Here is an 11,312-nt window from a genome sequence, read left to right as displayed (position 1 = left end):
TCTTTTACTCAACAAAGTGCTGAATATTTTTTGTTTGATATACTTGTTTTTCTAAGAAATAGCATATTTTCGTCTCAATTATAAAGTATTCTCATTATATTTCCATAACTTTGTACTCGGTGTACTTCTCTTAAAAAGAGAAGAGCAAATTTGCTCAACAAATTAAGCTTACAATAAATTAAGAATAGTACTATTTGCCTTATCCACAATAGATGTATCAAGAGAATCAAGATAAATACGTGTTGTTTTTTCCGAATCATGTCCCATTGCTTTGCTTATGGTTGCAATAGGAATCTCTTCTTTTTGCGCAATGCTTGCCCATCCGTGACGGGCTACGTAGGTAGTAAGTGGTATAGAAAGATTTATGAGTTTGCCAATCTTCTTTAGATTCCGGTTAATTCGATGACATTCATTTTCATATTGTTTTCGATCATTTTGGTCTTTATTTCTGATAATAGGTAGCAAGTAATTAGTGTTAGAAGTGTCGTATTTGTCAATGATTTCTTGCATTTGTTTTTCCCATTTAATGAACAATAACTGGTTGGTCTTATGGCGACGATAAGTTAAAACTCCATTTTGTAAGTCTTTTTTCAACAGAAATGCCATATCTACAAAGGACATACCACGAGTGTAAAATGAAAAAAGAAACATATCTCTCGCATATTCCATCGAAGGATGCAAGGTTAGATCTAAATCTCTTATTTGCCGAATAACCTCTATCGATACTGCACGTTTCACTGTTTTGTCGATACCTGTATAGACTTGTTTGAATGGAAATCTTTGAACGGTTAGTTCTTTGGCTACGGCACGGTTGTAGATTGCTCGTAAATTACGCATATAGAACGAGATAGTGTTTGGACATACTTTTACGGATTCCAGATACGTTTCATATGCTTCTATTATATCAGAGTTCACTTCTTCTGGTAATAATTCCTTGTCATTACGGAATCGGGAGAAACTTTTCAATGTAGTAGTATAACTCTTTACTTTACTTTTTTTTCCTATCTTTTTAAGATTTTCAATTTCTTGACGAGCAAAAGCGATAAAACCATGTCCTATTATCGGATGTAAAAATAGATATACAATTTTATCTGCCGTATACACCTCGCCACTCCGTTCTAGTCGGTTGATAATACTTTTCAGTTGTTTGGTATCATCTAATAAAGTTTCCTTCAGCGAAACCAAATAGTTTCGTCGTATAGAATCTGATTCTACTGGTAAAACGAGGCATTCTTTTTCAGCGTTCCATTCTTGCGGAAAGACTTTATACCCTGAACTAATTTGTCGTACTATCCGATTATGTGTTACTCGATAAAATAAGGTACCCTCATTCTCTGTGGAAGAGGATGCACGAAATTTGATTTTAATTGTTGCCATACTTCTATTCGATTGAGTTGCTATATAATATATAGAATATTAGGTCAGCTGGCATCTGACTATACATATATCACTATAAATCAGTATTTTGTCCTAAAGGTATGGCTTATGAAAATTGCTTGCAATACATTAAACATTGGATTATGTGAGAGGTTATGAGATTTTGTGATACTATGAAAATTCGTTTGCTGACTTACTCCGTGTCTATGACACCAAGTAAGTTCCAGCTGACAGGTTACTACGATTGATGGAAGTTTCCAGTCCGTTGCCATAGAGAGAGCCTGCAAGACTACGCTTTGCTCCATTTTACAGGCTCTCACAACGGCAACGGCGTTTCAGAATATTCTTCATATATATGGATACTTGCCTGCAAGGTGATAATCTGTTCTCCGAAAAATGTAAGACGAATGTGGCTTGACAACCATTTGAGTCTCGTAGTCGGGAGCCGTTTTTTACGTGCAAAGCTACTGCGGACAGGGAGAACGTCAAGTGTCGCTGGCGCTTTCGGTCGGAGGGCTTGACGGCAGCCTTCCGCAAATTTTCCCGTTCCTCCAAAATTTGGGTATTCCGTCCGCGCTCTCTGATCTCACACTTGCCTTATCTCCCTTTACGTCCGCAGTCCGGCCTGCACGAAAAACGGTTTTCCCGACCACGAGGCTCAAAGGAGCTTCACAAGAGGGAAAAGAATTGAAACCTCCAAACTTAAAGGATTATGCGAGTAAGAAAAATGACTATCGAGCAAGGACGAAGAGTTGGCATAGACCGCTTTCCCAACTTTCACAGGACAGGAAGTGTCCGAGGCATGAAGAGGCTCTATTATGGGAGCAGGTGTTTACTGGTGCGGTGTGGCGATTATATCTACAACGTGTCACCCGAACCTTGGATTTATTATCAGGCAACCATCTAAATTGTAACAATATGGACTATCAGGAATTTTCAGGAGCGACAGTCTCCGGGCAGGACGAGGCTTTCGCCCAAGAGTTTGCAAACTTCGTGAACGGACGGATGTGTTCCGCCGACAAGACCGGCAGGGAACTGACCAGAGCGCACCGCTACCTCCAGCAGCAGATGTTCAAGGTATTCATCGGCTTCATGCGGCAGTTGGCGCACAATTACCAAAATGGCTTTTATGACGAACGCAACGAGTGGGCTTCACGGCTCGCTTCGGAAGCGTACCAATATCTGATTGAAAGAGAACTTATTTATGACCCCGAATTTTCAAACACTAAAACTTACTGATATGTGGGACGATACAGATTTTCCGGAATACGGACAGCAATGTGAGCTGATAGCACCGTGGCGTGGCTATCATCGTGGTACAATCATCGCCAAAACCGCAAAAGGCTTTACCGTGCAGTTCAGCAGCGGAGCGGAAATAGACGTTTACGAGGACGAAATTAAATTTGACTGATTATGTGCAGGCTTATGACACCCATGTTGGAGGAAGCCTTGAAAGGCTATCCCCTTTATTCCCAAGACGGCAAGGGAAAGGACGCTGTTTGCCGTGCGGTTTTTGCCCTCGGTTCTGTCCGCTGGTTCATTCTTGAAGGAGAGACAGAAGGTAATGACACCATTCTTTTCGGTATAGTTGTCGGACTTATGGAGGACGAGTACGGCTACATTTCACTGAACGAGCTGTCGGAAGTGGAGCTTGACCTTACGGCACAAGGCCTTGGCAAATTGCAGGTACGGCAGCAAATGAACTTCCAGCCTGCACCGCTTTGCAGGCTGAATGACCACCGTCTGCAACGTTTCCTTGCGAGATTTGAAGATTGAGTTTATAAACCGTCAGCCGTGGCTTGACACTACGGCTGACATAAAACAAAAACGATATGCGCAAAAAAGACAGAATAGATACAGTTGTCCGATGCGGTGAAACGAACGGCTGGAATGTAAGTGCGGATGCCGGACAGAAGAATGGGATAGTCATCTTCGAGTTTTCAAAATTCACTCCGGCAGGGCAGAACTTTTCCTTTACGGCTACAATGAAAGGCAAAGACCTTGACAGTCTGATAACGGACATGGAGAACTATTACGATGACTTCGACGTGGACGAGGAAACGTATCTGTGGCTTGACAACAGGGGACACGGAAAAAACGGAGCACCTTACCGTATGAGAGATGTACTTGAAGACATGGAAGCGGCAGAGAAAATGGTGGAGGACCTTCTTGACGCAATCAGAGAAATAGCATAGGACTAAGACTATATTAAGCAGCCTGCCATGTTTCAAAGGGAATATGGCGGACCGGCTTATGTTTGTTTCATAACAACTGACTCATACTGACATGACAGACGACCAAATTATTCACATTGCAGCCATAAACGGCTGGAATGTATCAACGAGAATGGAAAACGGCATTCGATGCTTCAATTTTAAGCGGAAAACACTTGGCGGTGTAGCGTTCTGTTTTACCGCTGAAATGAAGAATGGCAAGATGGAAAATCTTATATCGGAAATAATGTCCTTCGTGGATGCCATCAACCCCGAAGTGTGTGCGTGGGAGTGGATGATAAAGTCCGGAGCGACATCCCCGGCACGCTACCTGCAAGCCGTTGCGGACATGGAGGACATACGTACAAAGGTATGGCTTCTTGCCTGCGACTTGTCAAAGGCAACAGGTAAAAGTCCGTTTACGCATCATTGGCTAAATTGACCGGAACGGAAAGCGTCAGTGGCATCCGACCCTGCCGTCTTTCCGTCTGCGGCCTTTCTTCGGGAGACCGGCTGCTTTATAGGCTATCAAGTCCGCTCCACGAAACATAAGTTTCGTCTTGTCCTGCATTTTCACAAAAGGCAAAGGCCTTTCGGGATGACTGATATAGGCATAGACAGTACACCTGTGAACACCCAAATAACGTGCGGCTTCACTGACGGAGTATATCCGACCGGGAAGAACTTCCAAAAACAACTTGTGTAAATCCATATCCAACTTCGCTTTGCCATAAAGATAAAATCGGAATACATATATATCAATACGTTAGATATTGGAATATCAGCTATTTAATGGGATTTTCAAGAAATATGTGTTATCAAACGCTGTAATGTTTAAGACTACATTGAGAAATGTATGCGTTACAAGAAAACAAGAAGGGCATATATTTAGAGGTTGACAGCGTTGACAAGGGAGCCAACGTCAAACGTATCTTATAAGGTTTGCCATAAGCTACTATCATACAATATATTATCTTTTTCTTTATTAAAAGAAGAAATAAATAGTATATCGTGATTTGTCAACCTTTGGCTCCAAATATCTTGGGTTTTTCTGAAAGTGGCTACCTTTGTCAACGTTTGTCAACGCTGATTTTCAATATAAACTATTTGGTACTAAATGTATTATGCTTTGTCAACGCTGTCAACATGAAAATATGTGCAGATATTTTTTTGAAAGTTATAGGAAGTCTTAGATAAGATTAGATTCTAGTATAGGGGATTTAATTACGGAAAATATTTATATTATCCGTAGATAAATACCCATTATTCGGATAAATTCAATAACTTTGCAATAGAAAATACCAAGATATGGAAAATATAACAGATATGTTGGCAAACAAAGGTGGGGTTCTGTCCGTAAAAGATCTTTCTAATCGCTCTGAATATAAACGAGTACTTCGAGCTGTAGAAAGAGGCGAACTTATACGGGTACGCCAAGGGGTTTATGCTGAGCCAACAGCTCTTTTCAGCACGATGGTAGATATAGAGCGAATAATACCTGGCGGTGTTGTATGCCTATATAATGCCTGGTCTTATTACCAGCTTTCAACAACTGTCCCCCCCGCATTTTGTATAGCCATAAGAAGTAAAAGAAAAATTGTTCTTCCAGATAGTATTCCTATACAACTTTATTATTGGAAGGATGAGTATTTTGATATTGGTGTTATTGAACAAAATGTTTCCGGTCACACAATACGAATGACAGACTTAGAAAGAAGTGTTTGCGATGCCATCAAGTATCGAAATAAAATTGGTATGGATATATGTGCAGAAGTCGTAAGAACATATCTGAAACGGAATGACAGAAATCTTAGTCGCTTATATGATTACGCTAAGAAATTGAGAGTATATAAAACACTTAACTATTTCATTGAAATAACATTAGAATAATGAAAAGAAAAATAACCAATTACGGGAAGTCCGTCAGAGAAAAGCTCCTGAACTTGAAAAAAACTTCCGGCCATGAATATATGTATTTATTAGCACGGTATTTTAACGAACGGCTGCTGTATCGTGTTTCAGTAAGTCAGTTTAAGGACAACTTTCTATTGAAAGGTGGTTCGCTTTTGTATGCAATGGATGGATTGGATGCCCGACCTACCGTGGATGTTGACTTTATGGCAAAAAGAATAAGTCGTGACAGGAAACATTTGGAATCTGTATTCAAAGAAATTCTAAGTATTCCTTGTGAGAAAGATGGTGTTGTATTTAATGTGGATAGTATCAGAGCAGAACCTATTACAGTGGAAAAAGAATATCCCGGGACCCGCTTTTATTTTACCGGATATTTGGATACTATTGAACACAATATGTCTATTGACATCGGTTTTGGAGATGTGGTTACGCCATGTCCTGAAACTGTGGATTTTCCATTACTTCTACCTGATAATCCATCCATTAATATTCAGGCATATTCGATAGAAACCGTAGTAGCTGAGAAATTCCATACAATGATAGATCGTGATGTACTGAATAGTAGAATGAAGGATTTCTTTGATTGCTATCAGATTCTTACAACAAAGGATATAGATAAGACTACATTACAAGAAGCAATCAATGCAACTTTCGAAAACAGAAAATTGGAATATAATCCCAATTTGAAACTGTTTACTGACGATTTCAAAACAGATCCTGAGCGAATTAAACGCTGGCAGTTGTTTTTGAAAAAAATCAAATGGAAAGTCAATATTCCTTTTGAAGAAGTCATGTCAGTTATAGAGAACAATCTGAAAAGTTTAATGGAAACCTATTTCCAGAAAGACAGATTAGAATAATCTATTTAATGCCAAGTGTTTAATCCGAAATCAGATGAAAACACTTGGCTTTAATGTCACATTCAATATCCTTCTAATTCTGTATTATCAGATACAACTTCCGTTTCAAGTTCAAGTCCGAACGTATCCTTTAATTGCTGGTAGTCAAAACACAATGCTTTCGGACGGTTCACCTTGACCTTCCTGACCTGCTCGCCATTGACAATCTCAATGGAATATTCCGGCAGACCACTTGGAGACAGAATCGTAAACCTATCCTGTTTCAGACCGAGATACGACGGATGTGATTTCAGATACGACAGGATGGTGGACCAGTTCGATCGGTTGGCCGTAGCGTTCATGTTCCGGCTGTTGAACAGGGAGGCTATGGCCGCCATGTTCAGGTAGAGGATAGGACGGGCCTCGTTGAACTCGATGTCTTCCCTGACAGAAAGAGGTCGGAACGATTTCATGTAACGGATACGGTAGTGAACCCGGTCAATGCACTTCCCTGATGTCTGGAATCCCTGAAGCATGTTCCAGAAGTCGGCAATCTCCGAACTCTCCTGGGCCAGCTCGTTCTGAACACGTATGCCTTTTATGGCCGTATCAAACAGTTCCGTATAGGTAAATGGAACGTCTATCACTGTTTCTAACGTGCGGAAAGCGGCCAGCGGAATGACCCAGTTGCCGAAAATACGGTCATGGATGGTCTCGTTCTCTAACTTCGTGGCCAATTCACGCTTCGTGATGGAATAGATTTCCGGAAAATTCTTCTCGAACAGCTCCCGATGGTTCAGTATTTCCAGCGTGAGATGCGTCAGCCCCAAATTACAGAGAGCCACCAGGTCTTCATAATGTTTCTTCTCCGCCTGGCTGAAAGAGGTTTTCGAGAAGGTAAGGAAGATGACACGGGTATAAAGTGCCATGTCCTGCGTGGGCTTGTCCTGACCGCAAAGCACCACGCCGGTAGTGACGATGGTCTGTGCCGCCATCCCGTCCGTGCCCGTATTCTTCTTGGTCTGTCCGCCGCCTCCCCACAGTCCTTTCAGATAGGCTATCTTGCGGATGTCAAGGTCGTTCTTGTATTCGTCCAGCACGACAAGGGTATTGACCGCCTGCGATACACGGTCGTTCATGGCAGGAACGGAGGTGACACCCAGGTTGGGCGGATCAACCCCGTGCAGGAAGAAGGACTGGAGGGAGGTGGCGAGCGTGGTCTTGCCGGTTCCCTTCTCGCCAAACAGGTTGAGTATGGGGAAATGACGAGTACGGCTGAATATGATGTCACGGAACAGGGTGGCAAGCAGGTAGCAGAAAGCGACGTTCGCGTTCTCTCCGAATACCTCTGTCAACCTTGACACATAATCATACAGCTTTACCCCGTTGCGGTTCTCGTGTACCATCAGCCGCTCGAACTGGAAGATTTCCTGGTTGTGAATGTAGATTTTGGATGTGGCCGGTATATAGAAAGCCTTGCCGTTATCACCCCTGACGATGCCCAGTTCATTGACAGCCCTGAACGAGCCGCCGGCGAATATGCCGTTGCCAAAGGCAAAGAAACCCTCTGTCGCATTCCAGCCCAGTTTCCGGACACGCTCTGCCGTATCGGTCTTTGAATAGAGGTATTCCTTGACACGATTGAGCCTGTCTATCTTGGCCAGCCATACATAGTTGCCTAGTGAACCGACCTTCTGCTGGAAGTTGCTTAGTGAACACAGTTCAGACTCCTTCAGCTCGACGACACGGCAGACGTTGTACATGTTCCTCATACGGAAAATACGGGTACCGTTGTTCTCGTCCTCGATATGAAACAGCGGTTCCATGACAAAGTTGGATATTCTGACCGGCTCGTCATCATCCTCGCCGACGGAATAATAGCAGTTCTCACGTACAAATAGGCCGAACTGGCGCAGCAGTTCCGCCTCACGCTGCATCTCGTTCATGGAATCGGAGCGGTTGCTTTTCCTCCGGGCTTCACCCCGTGCCTGTGATACGGCATCACGCCACAGCTTTACCTTGCCGTGCAGCTTTGAAAGCTGTTCGACGCACTGGTCAAACACCAGCTGGTCCTTCACGTAACGCAGCAGATCGGCTATTTCAGAGACACATTTCCGTTCCTCCACCAATGACGAAGCCACGAAGAAACGCTTTTGTGCCAGCCAGATGATGAAATGCTTCTCGGCCAGTGAGGTATAGTCCTCCCGACAACGAATGAAACTGTCGGCATCGTTCTTGCCGTATTTTTCTTCACCCGTATCATTTGCTATTTTTGCGAACGGAAGTTCCCTGACCGTCACATGGAAGCCTTTCCTGATTGCGGCAATTCCGTTTGTCATGACCGCCTCGAACCCTGGACCGTATGGTTTACCCTCTGCCACATCCGAATCCGGTATGAAGCATAGGGACGAGGTGAACTTTTTCAGTTGGTCGAACTGACCGTCCGTCCATGCCGTACCGAGAGCGGCCACCGTATTCTCATACCCCACGGACTGCATTCGGAGTACGTCCGGCGCACCTTCCACGATGATAAAGTAGTCCGCATCCCGCTGGCGGCTTGCCCTGTCAATGCCGAAAATCGTCTCACCTTTGAAATACACCACGCTGGTGGCCGAGTTGATATACTTCGGAGCTTTCGGATTGTCACCGATGTACCTAGCCGTATAGGCGATGATGCGTCCCCACCTGTTCCGTACAGGAATCATGATGCGCTGGCGGAACATGGCATACACGCTGCCGTCCTCGCCACGCCGGAGCATCCCAAGCTCGAACAGCTTTTCCTCGGCAAGAGACTTCTGTCGGCAATACTCCATGAATGCGGAACCGTCCTTGGGCGCATAGCCGATGCCTGCCACGGAACAGAACTCCTCCGGCCATCTTCCATACGCATATTCACGTGCCTTGGAACACTCCTCACTTGTTCCGGCTCTCAGTTTTTCAAGAAAATAGCTTTGCACGCAGTCCAATGCAGCCAGCAAGGACTCCCGGTGCTTTGTCTCTGCAACCTGTTCATGTGTACGTTCCTCGTCTGTGTATTCTACCGGAATATTATTATTTTCAGCTATGAACCTGACCGCTTCGATGAAGGAAAGATTCTCCTTCTCCATAATGAAAGTGATAGCGTCACCGCCACGGTTACAGCTGAAGCAGTGGAACAGGTTCCTGTGTGGGGACACCGCGAACGATCCGGTCTTCTCCGCATGGAAAGGACAAAGCCCCATCAGTGTCGAGCCTTTCCTTGAAAGGCTGACATAAGGTTTGAGAACATCCTCTATGGCAAGTTCCCTGACTTTGCTTATGGTGGATTCGCTGATCATAATGTCTTCATAAGATTCCAGCAGTCGATGATGGACTGCCCGGAGAATTTCGGCCGGCACGGGTTGTTCGGGTTAAGCGGCGTAATGTAGCCGTTGTCCCGGTACTTTCGGAGCGTCTTATGGCTTATGCCCAGTTCGGCACAGGTCCGCTTGGCAGAATAGACTCCTTCGGGGTCGCAGGTTGGTTTCAACTCTTTCATTTGCGATACGTTTATATGGTTATACGTGCCACCCCGAAAAGAATATTCCGTGACTATATTGCCGGGGCCGGCTTTCTTTTCAACATAGCCACAACATTGTTTACTTTTTCGGTTCCTTTCCGCATCCTTTTTCCGTATGTCCGTTATCAAGATAATCCTGTACCGTGCGTTGCAGGAGGCGGAGGTCGGCCGTTCTGTACTCTACCTTGCCGGGCCTCTTGTATGCCTCGACCTTTCCCTGGCGTCTCCATCTTTCCACGTTCCTGCGCCCGAAGATTTCATAAGCCTTCCTCTGGCTGACAAACTCCGGGTCGTCACGGTCCGTTTTCAGCATTCTGACAATCCTTGCGGAAAGGTCGTTCAGGAAGGTGTCGTATGGAATCAGGTGATCCACAAACTGAAGCAGTTTCATATCCGCATGATTTTAATCCTTCACAAAATACGTTTGACTGTAATCGTATGCTTTTCCCTGTCAGTCCTGGTCTTGAACTGGCGGTTGTAGATGGCACCCAGTTCGGATGCCTGGGTACGGACGCTCTTCAAGCGTGAAATGGGGAACGTGACGGTGTCGCCGACTTCAAGCGCCACGAGGGCGGGGCGAATTTTTTCCATGTTTTCTGCCATAATTGTTGGATGTTTAATATTTAATGTTTAACTTTGTCCTCAATAAATGAGTGTTTTAACGCTCACAAAATAACACAAAAAGGTTTATATAGCCAAATATTTGTTTGATGAATTTTGATTTAAGGTTCAATTATTGATTTAATCTTATGACAATAGATATAAAAAACGTGCATGTGGGAGAGGCCATCGACAGGCGTCGCAACGAACTCGGGCTTAGTAAATCCGAGCTTGGGCGAAGAATCGGTGTTCCCCAGCAGCACATCAACCGCATTCTCGAAAGGGAGACGATGGAGACCAACCGCCTTTTCAAAGTGAGTGAGGCACTGGGCTTCAATTTCTTTTCCCTTTTCTGTCCCGTGCAGCATCAGATTTCCGCATACCTTGCGGCGGTAACACTGGACGGGAATGCAAACAACAATATCGGAGATACCGAAATTGCTGCACAATTGACAAAGGAACAGGCTGTCGTAGAAAGCCAAAAGGAGACCATCAAACTTCTGAAAGAGCAGATAGACAGCCTGAACGCACAGATTACACGTCTTGATTCCAATCTGAAGGACAAGGACGCTATTATTGAACTATTAAAAGAAAGGAGGTAACAATAACAAAACTATTCAATCTACCTATTTTGTTAAAAGTAATATTTAAGTAATAACCCAGTAAACAATTCCAAGGGGATTAGGAAATTAAATATAATTTATAAGGTAGTGTTGTACAGAAGTTTACAATAAAGTTGTAAATTACTGATTATCAAGTTGAAATTACTGCGGCGATCGCTGCCGTAAAAGATATAAACTCTAGTAAGCTTCCAAAATTGGCGTATTGACT

15 protein-coding genes are annotated in these 11,312 nt (G+C 43.9%); 9 read left to right on the top strand and 6 right to left on the bottom strand.

The features are described from left to right. Positions 1-168: 168 nt before the first annotated feature. Positions 169-1,377: a site-specific integrase gene (locus tag QVP67_RS01670; RefSeq protein ID WP_022161830.1), complete on the bottom strand. Its 1,209-nt coding sequence runs from the start codon at positions 1,375-1,377 to the stop codon at positions 169-171. A gap of 712 nt (positions 1,378-2,089) precedes the next feature. Between QVP67_RS01670 and QVP67_RS01665 the strand changes: the two genes are divergently transcribed. From QVP67_RS01665 to QVP67_RS15665, 6 genes are all read left to right on the top strand, one after another. Further along, positions 2,090-2,284 (top strand): hypothetical protein, encoded by a 195-nt coding sequence (locus QVP67_RS01665; RefSeq protein ID WP_075316826.1) that lies wholly within the window; start codon positions 2,090-2,092, stop codon positions 2,282-2,284. Positions 2,285-2,295: 11 nt separating this feature from the next. Then, positions 2,296-2,616 (top strand): hypothetical protein, encoded by a 321-nt coding sequence (locus QVP67_RS01660; RefSeq protein WP_022161829.1) that lies wholly within the window; start codon positions 2,296-2,298, stop codon positions 2,614-2,616. 1 nt (position 2,617) lies between these two features. After that, the gene (locus QVP67_RS01655) at positions 2,618-2,788 is read left to right on the top strand and encodes a hypothetical protein (protein ID WP_022161828.1); all 171 of its coding nucleotides are present in this window, start codon (positions 2,618-2,620) and stop codon (positions 2,786-2,788) included. Positions 2,789-2,790: 2 nt separating this feature from the next. After that, positions 2,791-3,153, top strand: coding sequence for a hypothetical protein (locus QVP67_RS01650; RefSeq protein WP_022161827.1), 363 nt, complete (start codon positions 2,791-2,793; stop codon positions 3,151-3,153). 56 nt (positions 3,154-3,209) lie between these two features. After that, positions 3,210-3,572 (top strand): hypothetical protein, encoded by a 363-nt coding sequence (locus QVP67_RS01645; protein ID WP_022161826.1) that lies wholly within the window; start codon positions 3,210-3,212, stop codon positions 3,570-3,572. Positions 3,573-3,813: 241 nt separating this feature from the next. Next, positions 3,814-4,032 (top strand): hypothetical protein, encoded by a 219-nt coding sequence (locus QVP67_RS15665; RefSeq protein WP_367882678.1) that lies wholly within the window; start codon positions 3,814-3,816, stop codon positions 4,030-4,032. Positions 4,033-4,047: 15 nt separating this feature from the next. Here the strand turns inward: QVP67_RS15665 and QVP67_RS01635 are convergent, their stop codons facing one another. Then, positions 4,048-4,302 (bottom strand): helix-turn-helix domain-containing protein, encoded by a 255-nt coding sequence (locus tag QVP67_RS01635; protein ID WP_022161824.1) that lies wholly within the window; start codon positions 4,300-4,302, stop codon positions 4,048-4,050. 596 nt (positions 4,303-4,898) lie between these two features. Here QVP67_RS01635 and QVP67_RS01630 point away from each other — a divergent pair. After that, the gene (locus QVP67_RS01630; RefSeq protein WP_022161822.1) at positions 4,899-5,480 is read left to right on the top strand and encodes a type IV toxin-antitoxin system AbiEi family antitoxin domain-containing protein; all 582 of its coding nucleotides are present in this window, start codon (positions 4,899-4,901) and stop codon (positions 5,478-5,480) included. Then, positions 5,480-6,364 (top strand): nucleotidyl transferase AbiEii/AbiGii toxin family protein, encoded by an 885-nt coding sequence (locus QVP67_RS01625; protein ID WP_022161821.1) that lies wholly within the window; start codon positions 5,480-5,482, stop codon positions 6,362-6,364. Before QVP67_RS01630 ends, QVP67_RS01625 begins: the two co-directional genes overlap by 1 nt. Before the next feature lie 62 nt (positions 6,365-6,426). On the opposite strand, the gene QVP67_RS01620 is transcribed toward QVP67_RS01625, so the two are convergent. From QVP67_RS01620 to QVP67_RS01605, 4 genes are all read right to left on the bottom strand, one after another. Further along, entirely contained in the window at positions 6,427-9,660 is a 3,234-nt protein-coding gene (locus QVP67_RS01620; RefSeq protein ID WP_022161820.1) for a DNA primase, read from the bottom strand. After that, positions 9,657-9,860, bottom strand: coding sequence for a hypothetical protein (locus QVP67_RS01615; RefSeq protein ID WP_022161819.1), 204 nt, complete (start codon positions 9,858-9,860; stop codon positions 9,657-9,659). Before QVP67_RS01615 ends, QVP67_RS01620 begins: the two co-directional genes overlap by 4 nt. A gap of 100 nt (positions 9,861-9,960) precedes the next feature. Further along, positions 9,961-10,272, bottom strand: a complete 312-nt coding sequence (locus QVP67_RS01610; protein WP_022161818.1) for a hypothetical protein — start codon at positions 10,270-10,272, stop codon at positions 9,961-9,963. A 20-nt stretch (positions 10,273-10,292) separates the two neighbouring features. Continuing rightward, a complete protein-coding gene (locus QVP67_RS01605) occupies positions 10,293-10,484 on the bottom strand; it encodes a hypothetical protein (protein WP_022161817.1) in 192 nt (63 codons plus the stop codon). 146 nt (positions 10,485-10,630) lie between these two features. Here QVP67_RS01605 and QVP67_RS01600 point away from each other — a divergent pair, with 146 nt between their 5' ends. Further along, a complete protein-coding gene (locus QVP67_RS01600) occupies positions 10,631-11,083 on the top strand; it encodes a helix-turn-helix domain-containing protein (protein WP_022161816.1) in 453 nt (150 codons plus the stop codon). Positions 11,084-11,312: the final 229 nt, after the last annotated feature.

Source organism: Bacteroides sp. CAG:633 (assembly GCF_000435115.1).
Classification (GTDB): Bacteria; Bacteroidota; Bacteroidia; order Bacteroidales; family Bacteroidaceae; genus Bacteroides; species Bacteroides ndongoniae.
Note: the sequence above shows the minus strand (reverse complement) of the source record. Positions and strands in the feature narration are given on the sequence as shown.

What these genes read in the sequence shown, in the direction of transcription:
- QVP67_RS01625 (WP_022161821.1), top strand. Translation starts at nt 5,480, where the DNA reads ATGAAAAGAAAAATAACCAATTACGGGAAGTCCGTCAGAGAAAAGCTC.
- QVP67_RS01660 (WP_022161829.1), top strand. Translation starts at nt 2,296, where the DNA reads ATGGACTATCAGGAATTTTCAGGAGCGACAGTCTCCGGGCAGGACGAG.
- QVP67_RS01615 (WP_022161819.1), bottom strand. Translation starts at nt 9,860, where the DNA reads ATGAAAGAGTTGAAACCAACCTGCGACCCCGAAGGAGTCTATTCTGCC.
- QVP67_RS01635 (WP_022161824.1), bottom strand. Translation starts at nt 4,302, where the DNA reads ATGGATTTACACAAGTTGTTTTTGGAAGTTCTTCCCGGTCGGATATAC.
- QVP67_RS01610 (WP_022161818.1), bottom strand. Translation starts at nt 10,272, where the DNA reads ATGAAACTGCTTCAGTTTGTGGATCACCTGATTCCATACGACACCTTC.
- QVP67_RS01665 (WP_075316826.1), top strand. Translation starts at nt 2,090, where the DNA reads ATGCGAGTAAGAAAAATGACTATCGAGCAAGGACGAAGAGTTGGCATA.
- QVP67_RS15665 (WP_367882678.1), top strand. Translation starts at nt 3,814, where the DNA reads ATGGAAAATCTTATATCGGAAATAATGTCCTTCGTGGATGCCATCAAC.
- QVP67_RS01605 (WP_022161817.1), bottom strand. Translation starts at nt 10,484, where the DNA reads ATGGCAGAAAACATGGAAAAAATTCGCCCCGCCCTCGTGGCGCTTGAA.
- QVP67_RS01650 (WP_022161827.1), top strand. Translation starts at nt 2,791, where the DNA reads ATGTGCAGGCTTATGACACCCATGTTGGAGGAAGCCTTGAAAGGCTAT.
- QVP67_RS01655 (WP_022161828.1), top strand. Translation starts at nt 2,618, where the DNA reads ATGTGGGACGATACAGATTTTCCGGAATACGGACAGCAATGTGAGCTG.
- QVP67_RS01600 (WP_022161816.1), top strand. Translation starts at nt 10,631, where the DNA reads ATGACAATAGATATAAAAAACGTGCATGTGGGAGAGGCCATCGACAGG.
- QVP67_RS01670 (WP_022161830.1), bottom strand. Translation starts at nt 1,377, where the DNA reads ATGGCAACAATTAAAATCAAATTTCGTGCATCCTCTTCCACAGAGAAT.
- QVP67_RS01645 (WP_022161826.1), top strand. Translation starts at nt 3,210, where the DNA reads ATGCGCAAAAAAGACAGAATAGATACAGTTGTCCGATGCGGTGAAACG.
- QVP67_RS01620 (WP_022161820.1), bottom strand. Translation starts at nt 9,660, where the DNA reads ATGATCAGCGAATCCACCATAAGCAAAGTCAGGGAACTTGCCATAGAG.
- QVP67_RS01630 (WP_022161822.1), top strand. Translation starts at nt 4,899, where the DNA reads ATGGAAAATATAACAGATATGTTGGCAAACAAAGGTGGGGTTCTGTCC.